Here is a 19,444-nt window from a genome sequence, read left to right on the forward strand (position 1 = left end):
ATGGAGCGATCCTAGGCGCCTCCTCGCGCCTGCGCGACGACTCTTTGGTGCGATCGAAACCATACGATGGTTGTGGTGACAACGTATGCACCGCGGCGTATATCGGTCATGGTCGAACTCTACCCGGAAACTGACATGGCAAGCCTGAATATCAATGGTGAGACGCGGAACGTCTCGGTCCCGGACGACATGCCGCTCCTCTGGGTGCTGCGCGACGTGATAGGGCTGACAGGCACGAAGTTCGGATGCGGCATTGCGCAATGCGGCGCGTGCACGGTGCAGGTCGATGGGGTTGCTACCCGTTCGTGCGTGCTGCCTGTCGGCGCGGTACAGGGGCGCAAGGTCACGACCATCGAGGCCGTCGGCGCGACGCCGGCCGGCCGCAAGGTCCAGAACGCGTGGGCGATGCTGGACGTGGTGCAGTGCGGCTACTGCCAGTCGGGACAGGTGGTCGCGGCGGCGGCCTTGCTCGCGTCGAATCCCAATCCGTCGGACGAAGACATCGACGCGGCCATGGCCGGCAACATCTGCCGTTGCGGGACGTACGTGCGCATCCGCGCGGCGATCAAGCAGGCTGCCAACGAGGGCTGACATGTCGCCGAACCACAACCATACGTCCCCCATGTCCCAGGCTTCCTCCGGTTCCACGGCCTCCCCGGATGCCGTCCATGTCAATGCGTCCCGCCGTACCTTCCTGAAGGCCGGCGTGCTCCTTACCACCGGCGCCGGCGGCGGCATGCTGCTCGGCTTCAGCCTGCCCGCGGCGGGCGGCCCGCCGTTGCGCGCCGGGGTCACCGACGAACTCGTCAACGTCGCTTCGCCCCCGCAGGGCGTCTTTGCACCGAATGCGTTCATCCAGATCGGCACGGATGGCCAGGTCACGCTGATCATGTCGAAGGTCGAGATGGGGCAGGGCATCTACACGGCGATTTCGATGCTGATCGCCGAGGAGCTCGAGGTCCCGCTGTCCCGCGTGGTGCTCGCGCACGCGCCGCCGGACGAGAAGCGCTACTTCGATCCCCTGCTCGGCGGGCAGCTCACGGGCGGTTCCACGTCCATCCGCTACGCATGGGACCCGATGCGGCAGGCCGGCGCGACCGCGCGCACCGTGCTCGTCAATGCGGCCGCCGCACGCTGGCAGGTGGACCCGTCCACCTGCAAGGCGGAAGACGGCACGGTGCTGCACGCCGCTTCGGGCCGGCGGCTGGGCTATGGCGACCTCGTGGCCGATGCGGCCAGGCAACCCGTGCCCAAGGACGTCAAGCTCAAGAGTCCCGACCAGTTCCGCGTGATCGGCAAACCCACGAAGCGGCTTGACGGCGTGCCCAAGGGCAACGGCACCGCCGTGTTCGGCATGGACGTGAGGCTGCCGGACATGCAATACGCGATCATCGTCAATTGCCCGGTCTTTGGCGGCAAGGTCGCGAGCGTGGACGATTCGGTGGCGAAGAAGGTGCCCGGCGTGAAGCAGGTGGTCGTGCTCGACGACATCGTCGCCGTGGTCGGCGAGCATACGTGGGCCGCCAAGCGCGGCGCCTCGGCGCTCAAGATCCGCTGGAACGATGGTCCGAACGGCAAGGTCAGCACGCGCGACCTCTTCGACGACATGAAGCGCGCGGCGAAAAAGCAGGGCGCGGTCGCCAAGTCGGTCGGCGATATCCGAGACGGCCTCGACAAGGCGGCGTCGCGGTTCGATGCCGCCTATGAACAGCCGTTCCTCGCGCACGCGCCGATGGAGCCCGTCAACTGCACGCTGCACGTCAAGGCCGACAGCTGCGAGGTCTGGACGGGCACGCAGGTCCCCACCCGCGCCGTCGACGAGGTCAACCGCGCCACGGGCATCCCGAAGGACAAGATCGTGCTGTACAACCACCTGCTCGGCGGCGGCTTCGGCCGGCGGCTGGAGGCGGACATGGTGTACAAGGCCGCGGCCGTCGCCAGGCGCGTGAACGGCCCCGTCAAGGTGATCTGGTCTCGCGAAGAGGACGTCCAGCACGACATCTATCGGCCCTGCTACTACGACGAAGTCGTCGTCGGCCTCGATTCCAAGGGCAAGCCGGTCGCCTGGCACCACAAGGTCATCGGTTCCTCGATCATCGCCCGCTTCGCGCCGCCGTTGTTCAAGGACGGCGTGGACATCGATGCGGTGGAGGTGCTGACCGATCTGCCGTACGCGATCGGCACCCAGCAGATCGAGTACATCCGGCAGGAACCGCGGCATATTCCCACGGGCTGGTGGCGCGGCGTCGGCCCCACGCGGGCGACGTTCGTGGTGGAAAGCCTGATCGACGAGCTGGCCATCCGCGCCAACGCGGACCCCGTGCAGTACCGTCAGAGTCTGCTGGGACAGACGCCGCGCGCGAAGAACGTGCTCGATATCGCGGCCAGGATGGCGAACTGGGGCACGCCGCTGCCCAAGGGCTCGGGCCGCGGCGTGTCGGTGCTCCATGCGTTTGGCAGCTTCATGTGCATGGTGGCCGAAGTTACGGTGGACAAGAACAACGACGTGTTCGTGAAGCGCGTGGCATGCGCGGTGGACGCCGGCATGCTGGTCAACCCGGAAACCGTGGAGGCGCAGATGCAGGGTGGGATCATCTTCGGCATTACGGGCGCGTTGTGGGGCGAGATCACGATCGCCGACGGCAGGGTCCAGCAGACCAACTTCGCCGATTACCGCGTGCTCCGCATCCACGAGACCCCGAAGATCGAGGTGCACCTCGTCAAGAGCGCGGAGGCGCCGGGGGGCATCGGCGAGCCGGGTACCTCCGCGATCGGGGCCGCGCTGGCGAACGCGGTCTATGCCGCCACGGGGCGGCGCCTGCGCGCGCTGCCGCTGGTCCGGCAGCTCAAGACGCCCGCGGGCAAGACAGCCAGCAAGACCGTATAAGGGGAGCCCGCCATGCAAAAACGCCCCCGCAAATTTCCCGTACGGATGGCCGCCATCGCCGGCGCCACGGCGCTGGGCGCGCTCGCGCTCGGCTGGCTCACCCTCGGCGCGCCACCGAGCGTCGCGCAATCCGCCTCATCACCCGTAGCCGCGCCCGCGGCGGGCGGACCCGATGCGGCGCTGATCCAGCGCGGCGAATACCTGGCCAAGGCCGGTGACTGCATCGCCTGCCACACCGCGCCAGGCGGCAAGCCGTTCGCGGGCGGATTCAAGATGGTCACGCCGATGGGCGCGATCTACGCCACGAATATCACGCCCGACCCCGAGACCGGCATCGGCAAGTACACGGAGCAGGACTTCGACCGCGCGGTGCGAGAGGGCGTGGCGAAGGAAGGCCACACGCTGTATCCGGCCATGCCGTTCCCGTCCTATGCCAAGGTCCGGCAGGAAGACATCAAGGCGATGTATGCGTACTTCATGCATGGCGTGGAGCCGGTCAGGCAGGCAAACCTGCAGTCCGAGATACCCTGGCCCCTGAACATGCGCTGGCCGCTCAAGTTCTGGAACATGGTCTTCCTCGACAAGACGCCATACAAGGATGATCCGCAGAAGGACGCGGTCTGGAATCGTGGCGCCTACCTCGTGCAAGGGCTCGGCCATTGCGGGGCGTGCCACACCCCGCGCGGCGTCGGGTTTCAGGAGAAGGCGCTGAGCGAGAAGGGCAAGCCGTACCTGACCGGCGCGGTGGTCGAGCACTGGTTCGCGTCGAACCTGACTGGCGACCCGAACGTCGGGCTGGGCCGCTGGTCGGAGCAGGACGTCGTCGAGTTCATGGGCACGGGCGCGAACAGGCATGCGAGCGCGTTCGGCGGCATGGTCAGCGTGATCAACCACAGCCTGCAGGAGATGACCCCGCAGGACCTGACGGCGATGGCGCGCTACCTGAAGTCGCTGCCTGGCGTCGGCGGGAACGGATCGCCGCCATACGCGTACGATGGCGCCATCACCCAGACATCGCTGCGCAAGCCCGCCGGCAATGCGGGTGCCAAGGTGTATGCGACGTACTGCATGTACTGCCATGGCGCCGATGGCCGCGCGTACTCGCCGCTGTTGTCGCCGCTGGCGGGCAACCCCAACGTGATCGAGAGCAATCCGGTGTCCCTGATCAATGTCACGCTCAATGGCTCCGACGAACTGGTCATCAAGGGCATGCCATCGCCGTATCCGATGCCAAAGTTCGCCGAGGTCCTCAGCGATCAGGAGATCGCCGACGTACTGACGTTCATCCGGCAGGGCTGGAACAACAAGGCGGGTGCCGTCACCGAAAAGGACGTCGCCAAGATCCGGAAGGCGACGGGGCAGGGAGCGGACTGAGGTGTTCCCCGCCCGCGGAACGTTACGTAACGCGTAACGTTCCGCGCGGAGTTCGCCGCCATCCCCGGCGGCGAGTTGGTAGTGTGAAGCCTGAAAAACCGGTGGTGTTGGCTGCCGTTGCCGGTATTTCGCCAACTGCCGGCGGCTGGCACACAGGTTGCGCTCATGGGCATGGAAGCCTCCATGACCACGACGCCCGCTGCCATCATGCCCCTCCGCCACGCCGACACCGGCCCCAGCCGCCCTGACCGCCCCGCCCGCGCCGTCATCACATACGGCACGTTCGACCGGTTCGACTCTGGGCACGCGCGCGAACTGGCGCGCATCTGCGAGATGGGCACCACGATCATCGTCGGCGTCTCGACCGACGAATTCGCCGCGCGCAAGGGCGAACCGCCCATCGCCCGCTACGCGGAGCGGGTGGCGAGGATCCGTACCTTTCCCGGCGTGGATACGGTCATTCCGGAAACCGGCTGGGAGCAGCGGGTCCTGGACCTGCTGGCCTACGATATCGATGTGCTCGTGGTCGGCTTCGGCTGCCGCTCGCGCTGCGACCATCTCGCGGGCCTGTGCGAGATCCGGTATCTCGACGGCAACGCAAGGGCGACAGGGGGCGCCGATGTCAGCGTCACGGCGGTGGCGGCGAACATGATGCCCGCCGGTTACCGTACACCGGAGCCCGTGCGGCTGGCCACTTGGGAACCGCAGTGGCCGCAACCGGCCAAGCCGGTCGCCCACCAGCGGCCTCCCGTCACGCGCGAACGTCTTGCCGCCACCTACGCCGCCTACGCCGGCTGAGCGACCGGCGCGGCGGCCACCTCAACGCTCCATCAGCTTCTCCTTCACGATGGGCAGGTCGCGAATCCGCACGCCCGTGGCGTGGTAGACCGCATTGGCGACCGCGGCCGCCAGCCCCGTAATGCCGATCTCTCCAATCCCGCGCGCCCCGAACTCGTTGAACGCGAGGTCAGGGTAGTCGAGCAGGATCACGTTGATGTCCGGCTGATCGGCATGCACGGGCACCGCATACTCCGCGTAGTTGTTGTTGCCCGGCATCCCGTTGCGCTCGTCATACTCGGTGCCCTCGAACAACGCCATGCCGATGCCCATGACGATGGCGCCTTCGACCTGGTTCTTCGCGGTGACCGGATGGATGACGCGGCCGACGTCGATCACGCTCACCACGCGAGAGACATGCAGCCGCGAGATGCCCGGGTCCCAGCGCACCTCCACGAAATGCGCGCCAAAGGACATGAAGGCCACCTCGTTGGTCGGCGTGCCGCCGGTATGCGCGAAGCCTTCGGCGCTGGCATAGCGCCGCCCCCTGAGGATCTCGCCGTGGTCCATGGCGCGGCTGCCGTCCGTGAGCCGGCCTTCCTTCATCGAGAGCGTGTCGGGCTTGGCGCCCGCGAACGGCGCGCCTTCCTCGGTAGCGTACTTGCGCAGTTCGCCGATCGCCTGCCGCGTGGCTTCCGCCACGGCGGGCAGCACGCTCGCCGTCGCCCACGAGCCGCCGGCCACGGGCGCGGCGGGTGCCGAGGAGTCGCCGATGCGCACGTCGATCTTGTCGAAGGGCAGCCCGGTGAGCTCGCTGATCGTCTGCGCGACGATCGTGTACATGCCCGTGCCGATGTCCTGCACCGCGCACGACACGAGCGCCGTCCCGTCGTCGCGCAGCAGCACGCGCGCCTCGGCGGGCGTGCGCCACGCATCCCAGTTGCAGCCCGCCATGCCGTAGCCGACGAACTCGGTGCCATCGCGCATCGCCCCCGGCCGCGGATCGCGTTCGGCCCAGCCGAACTCGCGCGCGCCCGTCTCGATGGCCTCGCGCAGATGATTGCTCGACCACGGCAGGTCCTGGCTCTCGTCCCGTGTGGAGATGTTCAGCAGGCGGAACTGCACGGGATCCATCTTGCACGCCAGCGCCAGTTCGTCGATGGCCGACTCGAGCGCGAACAATCCGGGCGCCGCGCCGGGCGCGCGCATCGACGTCGGCGCCCCCCGATGCACATTCGTCGTATGGTGCGTCACCGTGACATTGGCGCATCCGTAGGCGCTTTGCGTCATGCTGCCGCACGTTTCCACGTACTGATCGACGAACGACGTCGTATTGACCGATTCGTGCCGCATCGATGTGAGCCTGCCATCGGTGCCGGCGGACAATCGCAGACGTTGGCGCGTTTCCGGCCGCTGGCCCGTCGTGGAAAACATGGCCATGCGCGGCACCACCAGCTTGACCGGCCGGCCCGTCATCTGCGCGGCGGCACTGGCCGCCACCGAATGCGGCCACAGGAACAGCTTCGACCCAAAGCCGGAGCCCAGGAACGCGCAGTCGACTGTGACCTGTTCCGGCAACAGCCCGAAGATCTGCGCGAGCGTGTTGCGATGGCCCGTAGCCCCCTGCGTGGCCTCATGAACGTAGAGATGGCCGTTTTCCCACCATGCCAGCGTCGCATGCAGCTCCATCGGGCTGTGCGCTTCCACGGGGGTGCGATAGAGGGCATCGATGCGCACCGGCGAGGCATCGAACGCCTTGGCGGCGTCGCCGCGCGTGTGGCCGGCGCCGGCATCCTTCAGGCCATTGTTTTCGACGCCGTGCTCGAGGTCGAACACCGCCGTGGCGGCTTCGTAGCTGGCGCGCACGCGGTAAGCGGCCTCGCGCGCGTGCTCGAACGTATCGGCCACGACGAGGGCGATCATCTGCACCCCATAGTGGATGGTCTCGTCCTCGAAGGGGAGCCGGTGCTCGTCCGTGATCGCCGCGGTCAGGATCGTCGCCACGGAGATGGGCTGCTTCGGCGCGCGGTAAAGCCGTGGCACATTGCCGTGATGCAGGATGTCGACGACACCGGGCACACGCCGTGCGTCGTCGAGGTCGAGGCCCGTCAGACGGCCTGCGGCAATCGTGCTGTAGACGCCGTACGCGTGCACCATGCCCGGGCGGTCGTAGTCGGCGGTGTAGCGCGCGGCGCCGGTCAGCTTGAGGCGGCCGTCGATGCGGCGCGGGGAGGTGCCAATGGCGGTGGGATTCACGGCGGTCATGACGGGCTCCCGAGCAGCTTCGACAGATTACGCATCACGGCCTGCTGTCCGAGCAGGATCTTGAAGCCATTCTGCCCATAGGACTTCGCGCCGGTCATGGCCGCGGCGGCTGCCTTCGATAGCAACGCCTCGGACACGGGCTGCCCGCGCAGGACGGCCTCCGCGTCGGGCGATCGCCACGGGCGCGTGGACACGCCGCCGAGCGCGATGCGTGCCTCCCGTATCGTCTTGCCGTCCATCGCGACGATCACCGCGCTGGACGCCAGCGAGAACTGGTAGGACGTGCGGTCACGCAGCTTCAGGTAGGCCGAGCGGCCGTCGGGTATCGGCGCATCGAGCGTGACATGGGTGATGAGCTCCTTGTCGTCGAGGGCCGTCTCCTTCCACGGCGTATCGCCGGGCAACAGATGGAAGCCTTCGAACGGCAGGTCGCGTTTGCCGTTCGGGCCCTGCACGTGTAGGGTCGCGCCGATGGCGATCATGGCCACGCACATGTCCGACGGATGCGTGGCGATGCAATGCTCGCTGCCGCCGAGCACCGCATGCACGTTGCGGTTCAGTCCGTCGATCGCGCTGCATCCCGTGCCCGGCTCGCGCTTGTTGCACGGCGACACGCCGTCGCGGAAATAGCCGCAGCGCACGCGCTGCATGATGTTGCCGGCGGTCGTCGCCTTGTTGCGCAGCTGCGTGCTCGCGCCGGACAGGATCGCCTGCGATAGCGACGGGTGATGCGCGACGATATGCGGATGCCGCGCAAGCTCGGTGTTGGTGACCATCGCACCGATCCGTACGCGGCCATCGTCGAGGACCTCGATGCGGTCGAGGCCGACGCGGTGGATGTCGATGACCTGCACGGGCCGCATGACATCGAGCTTCATCAGGTCCAGCAGCATCGTGCCGCCCGCGAGGAAGACCGTCTCGGCCGGTTGCGCGCTCTGCGCGCGCAGCGCGATGGCCTGGTCGATATCGGCCGCGCGCATATAGTGGAAATTTCGCATCAGGCGTCCCTCCCGGCTTCGGTGGCCACCCTTGCGCGGGCGTCCTGACGTGCTTCCTGTATCGCGGCAACGATGTTCTTGTAGGCGCCGCAGCGGCAGATATTGCCGCTCATCGCCTCGCGCAGCGACGCGTCATCGGCTGGAATGCGCGCATCCCGCAGGACGCAAACCGCGCTCATCATCTGCCCGGCGGTACAGTACCCGCACTGGTAGGCATCGTGATTCCAGAACGCCTCCTGCACGGGATGCAACGCGCCATCCTCGGCGGCGAGGCCTTCGACGGTGGTGATCCGGTCGCCATCGTGCATCACGGACAACGAGAGGCACGCATTGACGGACACACCGTTGACATGGACCGTGCAGGCGCCGCACTGCCCGTGATCGCAGCCTTTCTTGGTGCCCGTAAGCCGCAGCTGATCGCGCAGCGTATCGAGCAAGATCGCGTTGGCCGGGACGGTCACGCGATGAGAGACACCGTTGACGATGAGCGTGACGGCCATGCCGTCGCCCTCCGCTCCGGTGGTGTTGGAGTGGGTCATCATCCCTCCTGCAGAAGGCGGGGATCGCCTTGTGGGGAAACTTCGGGGAAACCGCGCTTAGGGTCGGTGTCAACTTGTCGACGTCACCGCCTTTATGCTGGGCGTTACCAACGAAAGGCGGGGTATCACCAACTAGCGGTCTTTTGCCGCCGCGCTCTTACTGTTGGTCAGAAAATGCGCTTTGGCAAGAACGAAGGAGCAAGTGCCGACGAAAGCGCTCGCTCCATGTTCCCCTGCAGGTCGGGCAATGTCTTAACGTTCGGCCGGCGGATGCAGGACGGCCTTGGGAATCAGCAGGATCAGCACGCAGCTGATCAACAGGCACGCGCCGAGCGCATAGGTCCCGTTGTTAATGTTGCCGGTCATCTCCTTGGCCACGCCCGTGATCATCGAGCCGGTGAAGCCGGACAGGTTGCCCACCGAATTGATCAGGGCGATGCCGGCCGCGGCCGCGGTGCCGGACAGGATCTGTCCGGGAAACGTCCAGTAGATCGGCATCAGCGACAGGATGCCGCAGGTCGCGATCGTCAGCAGCACGATCGACAGCGCAACCTGATGGGCGAAGGCGGCGCTCAGGATCAGGCCCACGCCGCCGATCAGCGCGGGGATGGCGGCGTGCCAGCGGCGCTCCCCGGTCTTGCGCGAATGGGCGGCGTTCCAGAGCATCGCAAAAATCGCAGTGAGGTAAGGAATGGCGGTCAGCACGCCGATATGCAGGGGACTCTGGACGCCGGAAGCCCGGATGATCGACGGCAGCCAGAAGGCAAGGCCGTAGAAGCCCGTATTGAACGTCAGCAGGATGAAGGTCAGCAGCCAGACGCGAGGGCTGCGCAGCGCGGCGCCCACGCTGTGCGACTTGTGCACGGCTTCGCGCTCGAGGTTGCGCGCCAGCACGGCCTTCTCATGGGTGGACAACCACGTTGCCTTGGCCGGACCGTCGCCCATGAAGGCCAGCACGATGAAGGCCACGAGCACCGAGGGCAGACCTTCCAGCAGCAGCATCCATTGCCATCCGCTCATGCCGGACAGGCCGTGCGTTTGTTCCATCAGCCACCCGGACACCACGCTGCCCAGGGTCAGGCTCAGCGGAATCGCGACGAGGAAACCGGACATCGCCACGCTCTGGCGGCGCGCCGGGAACCAGTAGTTCATGTACAGGATGACGCCCGGGAAGAAGCCGGCTTCGCAGATACCGAGCAAAAAGCGCAGCGCGTAGAACATCGTCGATGTCTGCACGTGGAAAAAGTTGGCCAGCGGCACGACGAAGGCCATCGACGACGACACGATGCCCCACGTGATCATGATCCGCGCGATCCAGAACCGGGCGCCGTAGCGATGCAGCAGCAGGTTGCTGGGCATCTCGAACAGGAAGTATCCCCAGAAGAAGATGCTCGCGCCGAGCGCGTACACGCTATCGCTCAGGCTCAGGTCGTCGAGCATCTGCAGTTTCGCGAAGCCGACGTTCACGCGATCCAGATAGGCCACCACGTAGCAGAGCAACAGCAGCGGAAGGATGCGCCGCATGACCTTGCGGTAGAGGGCGTCTTCCGACGCGTCCGCCACGGCCGGCGCGGCAGCGGTCTGGGTAATGGTTGGCATGAGGCGTCTCCTTTTTCTTTCTGTGTCTTGTATGGGGCGGCGAGGATGCTACGAGGTGCTTGCCACCGAAACCATTAGTTACCGATAACATTTCGGCGCCCAAAAAAACGCCGGTGGAGCGGCGCGGCAACCGGTTGGCTCGACGTTGCCCATGGATATGCATGTCAACGTTACCGGTAACAAAAACTAAGGTAGCATGCGGCGTCGCTGCGCTACAAGGCCCGGTATCCGGGTAGTTTCCCTAGTGTCAAGGTCAGGTTCCCCGCTGAGTCGGGCGGGCAGGGCGGGACGGTATGATGTGGGCTTTACAGCTTTTCCGCTCGCGAATCCGATGACCAGCTCCAACGCATCCCGGCATGCCGGACCGCCCCGCATGTCCGATGTCGCCCGTGTGGCGGGGGTGTCCAAGATGACGGTGTCCCGCGTGCTGGCCGGTCATCGCGTCGCCGACAAGACGCGTGAGCGCGTTCGCCAGGCCATTGACAAGCTTGGCTACGTGGCCGACGCGGCGGCGGGCGCGCTGTCTTCCGGCCGTTCGGAGTTCGTCGCGGTGCTGGTGCCTTCGCTGTCGAGTTCCAACTTCTCCGATACCGTGCGCGGGTTGACCACGGCGCTGGAACCGCATGGCCTGCAACTGTTGCTCGGCGATACCGACTACGCGCTCGACCGGGAAGAGCGCCTCGTGCGCTCGCTCCTGCGCCACCAGCCGCGCTGCATCGCGCTGACGGGCGCGCAACATACCGACGCCACACGCAAGCTGCTCGAGCGATCGGGCATTCCGGTGGTCGAGATGTGGGACCTGCCCTCGCAGCCGATCGATACCGCGGTCGGTTTCTCCAACGTCCGCGCCGCCCGCGCGATGGTGCGTCACCTGGCCGACCGCGGTTATCGGCGCATCGGCTTTCTCGGCGGGGCGAGCGCGCTGGACACCCGCGGCCTGGACCGGCTCAAGGGCTACCGCGCGGAAATCAAGGCACTGGGCCTGGGCGAACCCCGCGTCGTGCGCCTCGGCGACTCGCCCATCACCATGAGCCACGGCGCCCCCGCCATGGCGGCGCTGCTCTCGCAATGGCCGGACACGGACGCCGTGATGTGTGTGAGCGACATGTCGGCCTTCGGCGCGATCATGGAATGCCATCGGCGCGGGCTGTCCGTGCCCGGCGACATGGCGGTGGCGGGCTTTGGCAACTTCGAGGTCGCCGCCTGCTGCCATCCCACCATCACGACCGTTTCGGTCGATCCGTACGGCATTGGCCTGCGCACGGGCCAAGCGCTGCTGGCGGCGCTCGAGGCGCGTGACGCGGGCGTGGAGGCCGCGTCGCAAAGCATCCGCATCGACTTCGAAATCGTCGCGCGCGAAAGCGCCTGACGTTTCGCTTCCCCCGTGGAAATCTCCGTGCTACCATCGGCAAACAATGTTACCGGTAACTATCCGGACAAGAGATTCCAGACAGGAGACAGCAACGATGTCGGATACCCCACGCCGCCTGCGCAGTCAGGAATGGTTCGATGACCCCTCGCATGCCGACATGACGGCGCTCTACGTCGAGCGCTTCATGAACTACGGGCTCACGCGCGAAGAACTCCAGTCGGGCAGGCCGATCATCGGCATCGCGCAAACCGGCAGCGATCTCGCGCCGTGCAACCGCCACCATATCGAACTGGCCGCGCGCACGAAGGCGGGCATTCGCGATGCAGGCGGGATTCCGATGGAATTCCCCGTGCACCCGCTGGCGGAGCAGAGCCGCCGCCCGACCGCCGCGCTCGACCGCAATCTCGCGTACCTCGGACTGGTGGAGGTCCTGCACGGCTTTCCCCTTGATGGCGTGGTGCTCACAACCGGCTGCGACAAGACCACGCCGGCCTGCCTCATGGCGGCCGCGACCGTCGATATGCCCGCCATCGTGCTGTCCGGCGGCCCGATGCTCGACGGCTGGCACGAGGGCAAGCGCGTCGGGTCGGGCACCGTGATCTGGCATGCGCGCAATCTGCTTGCCGCGGGCGATATCGACTACGAAGGCTTCATGGCGCTGACCACCGCGTCGTCGCCGTCGATCGGCCACTGCAATACGATGGGCACCGCGTTGTCGATGAACAGCCTGGCCGAAGCGCTGGGCATGTCGCTGCCCGGCTGCGCCAGTATTCCCGCCGCGTATCGGGAGCGCGGGCAGATGGCCTATGCCACGGGCAAGCGCGCCGTCGAACTCGTGCGCGAGGATCTCCGCCCCTCGAAGATCATGACGCGCGCGGCGTTCGAGAACGCCATTGCCGTCGCGTCGGCGCTGGGCGCCTCCAGCAACTGTCCGCCGCACCTGATCGCCATCGCGCGTCACATGGGCGTGGACCTGAGCCTCGAAGACTGGCAGCGCTTTGGCGAGCAGGTGCCGCTGCTCGTCAACTGCATGCCCGCGGGTGAATATCTGGGCGAGAGCTTCCATCGCGCGGGCGGTGTGCCCGCGGTGTTGCGCCAGCTCGATGCCGCGGGTCTGCTGCGCCGAGACTGCATGACGGTATCGGGCCAGCACCTCGGCGACATCGCGGACAAGGCGCCCGAGGCCGATCGTGATGTCATTCGGACGGCCGAGGCGCCGCTCAAGCATGGCGCCGGCTTCATCGTGCTGTCGGGCAATTTCTTCGACAGCGCGATCATGAAGATGTCCGTGGTGGGCGAGGCGTTCCGCAGCACCTACCTGAGCGAGCCCGGCGCCGAGAACACGTTCGAAGCGCGGGCCATCGTCTTCGAGGGCCCCGAGGATTACCACGCGCGGATCAACGATCCCTCGCTGGAGATCGACGAACGGTGCATCCTCGTCATCCGCGGATGCGGGACCGTGGGCTATCCCGGAAGTTCGGAAGTCGTCAACATGGCGCCGCCCGCCGACCTCGTGCGCAAGGGCATCACGTCGCTGCCCTGCATGGGCGATGGACGGCAAAGCGGAACGTCGGCCAGCCCGTCGATTCTCAACATGTCACCCGAGGCGGCCGTCGGCGGGGGACTGGCGCTGCTGCGGACGAACGACCGGATTCGCGTGAATCTCAACGATCGCAGCGTGAACGTGCTCGTGGATGCCGACGAACTGGAACGCCGCCGCCAGACCGCGACCTTCACGGTGCCGCCCGCGCAGACGCCGTGGCAGGAACTGTACCGTCAGACCGTGGGCCAGTTGTCGACGGGCGGCTGCCTCGAGCCCGCGACGCTGTACCTGAAGGTGATCGAGCAGCGCGGCAATCCGCGCCACTCGCATTGACGATCGACGCCAACCTGTAGCGAGCTGACCATGCATCCCATCCCTGTTTCCGATTGCCTGCCGCGGGATCTCGCGCAGGCGCTGCTCATCGGCCGTGTCTGGCGCGACGACGTCGCCCATCCCGGCCCCAGTGTCGTCGCCATCCGCAACGGCGACGTCTTCGATATCACGCGCGAGGCGCCGACCACGGCCGACCTGTTCGATCGCGCCGACGTGGTGGACATCGCGCGTCATGCGCCGGGCGAGCGGCTCGGCCGCGTGGAAGACCTGCTGCAGCCGGCGCTGGATGGCGGCAAGCCGCGCCACGCGCTGCTGGCGCCGTGCGACGTGCAGGCCATCAAGGCGTGCGGCGTCACGTTCGCGGTCAGCTTGATCGAACGCGTGATCGAGGAGCAGGCCGGCGGCGATCCCGCCAGGGCGCGCGACGTGCGCGAGACGATTGCGGCGACCATCGGCACCGACCTGTCCAAGATCGTCCCGGGCTCCGAGGCCGCGCAGCGGCTGAAGGCCGAGCTCGAGCGGCGCGGCGCGTGGTCGCAATACATGGAAGTCGGCATCGGTCCCGACGCCGAGGTGTTCTCCAAATCCCAGCCGATGTCGTCGGTGGGCTTCGGCGCGGATGTGGGGCTCCTGCCGGTCTCCGTCTGGAACAACCCCGAGCCGGAGATCGTGCTGGCCGTCAACAGCGCGGGCGGCATCGTCGGCGCGACGCTGGGCAACGACGTCAACCTGCGGGACATCGAAGGGCGTTCCGCGCTGCTGCTGGGCAAGTGCAAGGACAACAACGCGTCGTGCGCCATCGGCCCGTTCGTGCGGCTGTTCGACGAGACGTTCACGCTGGACAGCGTGCGCGCGGCCAGCCTGACGCTGCGCGTGGACGGCGCCGACGACGGCTTCGTGCTCGACGGCATCAGCCATATGCGCGAAATCAGCCGTGACCCGGCGGATCTGGTGTCGCAGACGTTCGGCGCGCATCATCAGTACCCGGACGGTTTCATGCTGTTCCTCGGCACAATGTTCTCGCCGATCCAGGACCGCGATGCGCCGGGCGCCGGCTTCACCCACCACCTCGGCGACCGTGTCACCATCGCCACCCCGTCGCTGGGCGCGCTCGTGAACACGGTGCGCCTGTGCACGGAGATCGCGCCCTGGACGTTCGGCGTCCGGGCGCTTTACGGCAATCTGGCGGCGCGCGGCTTGCTGACGCGCTAAGTTCTGACGCGCTAATTTCGGGCGCGCTGAACCCGGCGGGCTCAGACCGGAATGGGATTCTCGGCGATGCTCTGGTTGAAGGCGTGCACGAGTTCGTGCTCGCCGAGGCCCGGGTTGTTCCGCATCGCGCGAATCCCTTCGACGAACACCTCCGGCGCGTCCGTGGCGAGCCCGCGCATGGTTTCCTCGATAAACGCATCGAGGGGCATGGCGCGCGGATCGCCACTCTTCCGGATCAGGTCGGTATCCACCCACGGCGGCGCGATTTCCTGCACCGTCACGCTGGTGTCGCGCAGCATGAACCGTTGCGACAGCGCGTAGGAATGCACCGCGGCCTTCGAGGCCGAGTACACCGCGTTCGTGGCGATCGGCACGTAGGCCAGCACGGAGCTGTTGTAGAGGATGGTGGCGCGCGGCTGGGCCTTCAGATGCTCGACGAGCGCCGACGTCATGCGCACCGCGCCGAGGAAGTTCGTATCGAGGATACGGCGCGAACCCGCGTCATCGACGACGGTCGAGGGGTCGTCGAACGGCATGATCCCCGCATTGTTCACCAGCACGTTCAGCGTCGGATACTTCGCGATGAGTTCGGCGGCCACGCGCGCGATGTCATCGGCGTCGGCAATGTCCAGCTCGATGCCGTCGATGCCCGGATGCGCGGCCGAGATCTCCGCGAGCAGCGCCTTGCGCCGTCCCGCGACGATGACCTTGTTGCCGAGTTCGTGGAATGCCCTGGCCAGCGCGAGCCCGATGCCCGACGTCCCGCCCGTGATGAATATCGTATTGCCCGTGAGTTGCATGCTCGGTCTCCTGTCGCTTCCCAGTCGAATATCGCCTCAGCCTTCGTGGACGTCGGCCGACGCATAGCGCGGCGCCGCGACGCGCGACGACAGGTTCGGCAGCATCGCTTCGCGCGCGCGCTCCCATGCCTCCCATTGCGACTCGTCCTGTAGCGACGGAATCGACGCGAACACGCCCGCGTCGAGGTCGAGAAGGGCGGCGTCGACGAGCGTTTCGGGGGTCATCACCCAGCTTTCGGGCAGATTCGACGAAGGCAGTCCGGCGATGTCCCAGAACTCGGTTCCCGTGGCGCCGGGCAACACGACCTGCACGTGGACGCCTTGCTCGGCGAGCTCCTTCTTCAGCGATCGGCTGAAAGCCAGCACGAAGGCCTTGGTGCCGCCGTAGACGCCATTGAGCACTTCGGGCGCGATCGCGGCGATCGATGCGATGTTGACGATCGCGCCGGCGCCGCGGGACGCGAATGCGGGCGCGGCGGCATAGGCGAGGCGCATGACCGCGGTCACGTTCACGCCGATCATTCGCTCCATATCGTCCACCGACGACTGCGCGAGCGTGCCCGCGCCGCCGAAACCGGCATTGTTGACCAGGATGCCGATGCGTTCGTCGCTCGTCAGGCGCGCCTCGACGCGGCGCAGATCGGCGAGCCGGTTCAGATCGGCGACGAGCAGGTCCACCGCAACGCCATGGCGGCGGGACAGCTTGTCGGCCTGCGCGCGCAGGCGTTCTTCATTGCGCGCGACGAGAATCATGTCGTGGCCGCGCGCGGCGAGGCGGTCGGCGTAGACGGCGCCGATACCCGACGACGCGCCGGTGACGAGAGCGGTTACGGCTTGTGCTGGCATGTCTGTCCCTGTTTTTTCGAGAGGTGAGAGAAGTGGTCTGACGAGTGGACCAAGAATAGGGAAATCACCTCGTCGCGGACTGACGTATTCGCGGAGATTCCGGACATCGTGCCGGTAAGCGGCGTCCGTACCGGGGAGCGGCCTTGACGCCATCCGGTGCCGCGAATAAATTGCCCCGGAAGCGTGGCCATTGGTCGGCCCGCTTGCGTAGCGGAATACAACTTATGCGGCAAATCGGTTTGATATTGGAAGAGGGGTTCCAAGTGATCGGTCTCTCGGCGCTATCCGCGTTCGAGCTCGCCAACACGGAACTGGGCGGCGACGGATATCGCATGGCCATCCTCTCGGAGTCCGGCGGCCTCGTACGGTCCACGGTCGGACTCGGCATCGAGACCGTGCCCCTGAGCAGCATGCCGGACACGCTGATGGTCGCGGGCATCCGCATTCCGGGGCCGCTGCCGCCGGGCCTCAAGTCCTATATCCATCGCGCGGGAAGCGAAGCCCGGCGTGTGGCCGGCATCTGCACCGGGGCCTTCGCGCTCGCGGAAGCGGGCCTGCTCGACGGCCGGACCGCGACCACGCACTGGCTGCATGCAAGGCGGTTACAGGAGCGCTATCCGGGCGTCAATGTCGATGAGGACCGCATCTTCGTGCAGGACGGCAACGTGTGGACCTCCGCCGGCATGTCGGCGGCCATGGACCTGGCGCTGGCGTTGATCGAGAACGATCACGGTCCCGCGCTGGCGCGCAACGTTGCCCGCCGCCTCGTCGTCTACTACCGCAGGCCGGGCGGGCAGTCGCAGTTCTCGACGCTGCTGGAACTGGAGCCGCGCAGCGACCGCGTCAAGCGCGCCCTGATCTATGCGAAAGAACATCTGCGCAACGCGCTGACGGTCGAGGAACTCGCGGATGCGGCACGGCTGTCCCCGAGACAGTTCAGCCGGCTCTTTCGCGAGGAGACGGGCCAGTCGCCAGCAAAGGCGGTGGAGATGCTGCGGCTCGAAGCCGCGCGCGCGATGCTGGAAAGCGGACGGCATCCGATGGAAACCGTGGCGCGCGACACGGGTTTTGCCGACCGCGACCGCATGCGGCGCGCGTTCGTGCGCGCCTATGGCCAGCCGCCCAGCAGCCTGCGCCGCAACGACACGGCTGCCGAGCCCGCGTTGAAGCCCTCGCTGGCGACGAACGATGCAGAATGACCGAAAGGTCAGTGTATTTGTCAGGCGCCGGAGGAAGGGCGGCCATACGCTGGAAGGATTCCCATAACAACGAGACGCCTTATGGCCCGATCCTTCGACCTCGACACCCCTCACGGCCGCATCGCCCTGCGCGAAAGCGGTCCGGACGGCGGCATCCCCTTGCTCCTGCTGCAGCGGTTTCGCGGCACGATGGACGACTGGGATCCCGCGTTCATCGAGACGATCTCGGCCGAGCGCCGCGTAATCTGGTTCGATAGCGCGGGCATCGGCCGGTCCGGGGGCAGGGTGCCGGACACCGTCGGCGGCATGGCGGCGATCGCGGGCGGAGTGATCGACGCGGCGATCGGCGCGCTGGGCTTTGCTCAGGCCGATGTCCTCGGCTGGTCCCTCGGTGGCGTGGTCGCCCAGCAACTGGCGCTCGACGCACCGCACCTCGTGCGCCGGCTGATCGTGGCGGGATCGAGTCCGGGCGGCATCACCGACGGACCGCAGCCGCATCCGCGCGTGCCGCAGGTCATGACGCATGCCGTCAACGATGCCGAGGACTTTCTCTTTCTGTTCTATCCGGAGTCGGAGACGGCCGTCGCCGCGGGAAGGGCATCGCTCGCGCGCATCGCCGCGCAACCCGATCGCGGCCCGCGCGTTACGGCCGAAGCCTTCATGGCGCAGGTGAAGGCCATCTCGTCATGGCAGGGCGTCCTGCATCGCGCGGCCGAGCTGCGGCTGCCGATCCTCGTGGCCAACGGGGCGCAGGACGTGATGCTTCCCGCGTACCGGTCGTATGTCCTCTCTCAACAGGCGCCGTATGCAAAGCTGGTGCTGTATCCCGATGCCGGCCACGCATTCCTGTTCCAGGAGATCGAGGACTTCGCGGCGGAGATCGACCGGTTTCTGGCCTGAATTCCGACCGGACTACCGGACGTTGCGCTGCATCCGCGTCGTCACCGACACCGTCTCCGCCGGATGGATCGTCACTGACAACTCGAACGTCTTGCCGTCGGCATCGAGATATCGACGCACGATCCTGAGTACCGCGGCGCCGGGATCGAGGCCGAGGGCGTCCGCAATGCGCGCATCGCGCAGCGTCGACGCGCGGATGTCCTGTTCGATCTCGGCGATCTGCCGCCCATAGCGCGATTCGATCAACGCGCTGACGAGCACGTCCGGCGTGTCGCGCACGATGGGGCCGAGATCCGCGTAGGCCGCGTCGATATAGACATCGGTCCACGCGATGGGCGCGGCGCCGTCCAATCGCACGCTGGAAATCCGTAACACGTTCCCCCCGGCATCGCCGTCACGGCGATCGCAGCGATCCAGCACGGCGGCGATCTCCGCCGGCGGCGTGACGGTTTCCACTGACTGCACCACCCGCCGGTGCTGCCCCCCGAACTGCATCAGGTCCTCGATCGACGCCAGCGTCGGCCGGAACACCGTCTTTGGCCGCGACGCTTCCACGCGCGTCCCCACGTTCTTGCGGCGCGAGACCAGCCCCTTCTCCTGCAGGTCCTGAAGCACCGCGCGAATCGTGTAGCGGCTCGCCCCGAACTGCTCGCACATCTCGAGCTCCGTCGGCAGCAGCGCCCCCACCGGGAAACGTCCCGTCGTAATGCCTTCCAGCAGTTCCGTGCTGATCTCGGCGAAGTTCATCTTGCTCATGGATGCCCTGTCTTCCCGCGCCAAGGGTTAACACCAATTTCTCA

General features: G+C 66.9%; 16 protein-coding genes. 9 read left to right on the top strand and 7 right to left on the bottom strand.

From position 1 onward, the window contains the following. The first annotated feature begins 135 nt into the window (after positions 1-135). The 4 genes from KHP16_RS13750 (at position 136) to KHP16_RS13765 (ending at position 5,059) form a co-directional block, all read left to right on the top strand. Positions 136-591: a (2Fe-2S)-binding protein gene (locus KHP16_RS13750; protein WP_109584333.1), complete on the top strand. Its 456-nt coding sequence runs from the start codon at positions 136-138 to the stop codon at positions 589-591. Between the two features lie 31 nt (positions 592-622). After that, positions 623-2,887 (top strand): xanthine dehydrogenase family protein molybdopterin-binding subunit, encoded by a 2,265-nt coding sequence (locus KHP16_RS13755; RefSeq protein WP_211960412.1) that lies wholly within the window; start codon positions 623-625, stop codon positions 2,885-2,887. A gap of 45 nt (positions 2,888-2,932) precedes the next feature. Next, positions 2,933-4,261, top strand: coding sequence for a c-type cytochrome (locus KHP16_RS13760; RefSeq protein ID WP_211960583.1), 1,329 nt, complete (start codon positions 2,933-2,935; stop codon positions 4,259-4,261). A gap of 183 nt (positions 4,262-4,444) precedes the next feature. Continuing rightward, positions 4,445-5,059 carry an adenylyltransferase/cytidyltransferase family protein gene (locus tag KHP16_RS13765; protein WP_211960413.1) on the top strand — a complete coding sequence of 205 codons (615 nt, stop codon included), beginning with the start codon at positions 4,445-4,447 and terminating at the stop codon, positions 5,057-5,059. 21 nt (positions 5,060-5,080) lie between these two features. Here the strand turns inward: KHP16_RS13765 and KHP16_RS13770 are convergent, their stop codons facing one another. The 4 genes from KHP16_RS13770 to KHP16_RS13785 form a co-directional block, all read right to left on the bottom strand. Continuing rightward, positions 5,081-7,303, bottom strand: a complete 2,223-nt coding sequence (locus tag KHP16_RS13770; protein WP_211960414.1) for a xanthine dehydrogenase family protein molybdopterin-binding subunit — start codon at positions 7,301-7,303, stop codon at positions 5,081-5,083. Next, positions 7,300-8,301 (bottom strand): FAD binding domain-containing protein, encoded by a 1,002-nt coding sequence (locus KHP16_RS13775; protein ID WP_109584329.1) that lies wholly within the window; start codon positions 8,299-8,301, stop codon positions 7,300-7,302. The genes KHP16_RS13770 and KHP16_RS13775 overlap by 4 nt, the downstream gene beginning before the upstream one ends. Continuing rightward, positions 8,301-8,843 carry a (2Fe-2S)-binding protein gene (locus KHP16_RS13780; protein ID WP_109584328.1) on the bottom strand — a complete coding sequence of 181 codons (543 nt, stop codon included), beginning with the start codon at positions 8,841-8,843 and terminating at the stop codon, positions 8,301-8,303. Before KHP16_RS13780 ends, KHP16_RS13775 begins: the two co-directional genes overlap by 1 nt. A 249-nt stretch (positions 8,844-9,092) precedes the next feature. After that, on the bottom strand, positions 9,093-10,439 hold the full coding sequence (locus KHP16_RS13785; protein ID WP_115954607.1) for an MFS transporter: 1,347 nt from the start codon (positions 10,437-10,439) through the stop codon (positions 9,093-9,095). A gap of 331 nt (positions 10,440-10,770) precedes the next feature. Here KHP16_RS13785 and KHP16_RS13790 point away from each other — a divergent pair, with 331 nt between their 5' ends. From KHP16_RS13790 to KHP16_RS13800, 3 genes are all read left to right on the top strand, one after another. After that, positions 10,771-11,808, top strand: coding sequence for a LacI family DNA-binding transcriptional regulator (locus tag KHP16_RS13790; RefSeq protein WP_373561961.1), 1,038 nt, complete (start codon positions 10,771-10,773; stop codon positions 11,806-11,808). Between the two features lie 97 nt (positions 11,809-11,905). Continuing rightward, positions 11,906-13,687, top strand: coding sequence for an IlvD/Edd family dehydratase (locus KHP16_RS13795; RefSeq protein ID WP_211960415.1), 1,782 nt, complete (start codon positions 11,906-11,908; stop codon positions 13,685-13,687). Between the two features lie 30 nt (positions 13,688-13,717). Further along, positions 13,718-14,899 carry a fumarylacetoacetate hydrolase family protein gene (locus KHP16_RS13800; RefSeq protein ID WP_211960416.1) on the top strand — a complete coding sequence of 394 codons (1,182 nt, stop codon included), beginning with the start codon at positions 13,718-13,720 and terminating at the stop codon, positions 14,897-14,899. Positions 14,900-14,940: 41 nt separating this feature from the next. Here KHP16_RS13800 and KHP16_RS13805 read toward each other — a convergent pair whose 3' ends face one another. Together KHP16_RS13805 and KHP16_RS13810 are read right to left on the bottom strand one after the other, a co-directional pair. Next, on the bottom strand, positions 14,941-15,699 hold the full coding sequence (locus tag KHP16_RS13805) for an SDR family oxidoreductase (RefSeq protein WP_109584324.1): 759 nt from the start codon (positions 15,697-15,699) through the stop codon (positions 14,941-14,943). 36 nt (positions 15,700-15,735) lie between these two features. Then, positions 15,736-16,545, bottom strand: coding sequence for an SDR family NAD(P)-dependent oxidoreductase (locus KHP16_RS13810; RefSeq protein WP_211960417.1), 810 nt, complete (start codon positions 16,543-16,545; stop codon positions 15,736-15,738). Between the two features lie 224 nt (positions 16,546-16,769). Between KHP16_RS13810 and KHP16_RS13815 the strand changes: the two genes are divergently transcribed. Then, on the top strand, positions 16,770-17,744 hold the full coding sequence (locus KHP16_RS13815; RefSeq protein WP_121492641.1) for a GlxA family transcriptional regulator: 975 nt from the start codon (positions 16,770-16,772) through the stop codon (positions 17,742-17,744). Between the two features lie 81 nt (positions 17,745-17,825). Then, positions 17,826-18,644, top strand: a complete 819-nt coding sequence (locus KHP16_RS13820) for an alpha/beta fold hydrolase (protein ID WP_121492640.1) — start codon at positions 17,826-17,828, stop codon at positions 18,642-18,644. A gap of 12 nt (positions 18,645-18,656) precedes the next feature. On the opposite strand, the gene KHP16_RS13825 is transcribed toward KHP16_RS13820, so the two are convergent. Continuing rightward, the gene (locus KHP16_RS13825) at positions 18,657-19,400 is read right to left on the bottom strand and encodes a GntR family transcriptional regulator (protein WP_211960418.1); all 744 of its coding nucleotides are present in this window, start codon (positions 19,398-19,400) and stop codon (positions 18,657-18,659) included. Positions 19,401-19,444 lie beyond the last annotated feature (44 nt).

It is taken from the genome of Cupriavidus plantarum (assembly GCF_905397285.1).
In the GTDB taxonomy this organism is placed as follows: Bacteria; Pseudomonadota; Gammaproteobacteria; order Burkholderiales; family Burkholderiaceae; genus Cupriavidus; species Cupriavidus plantarum.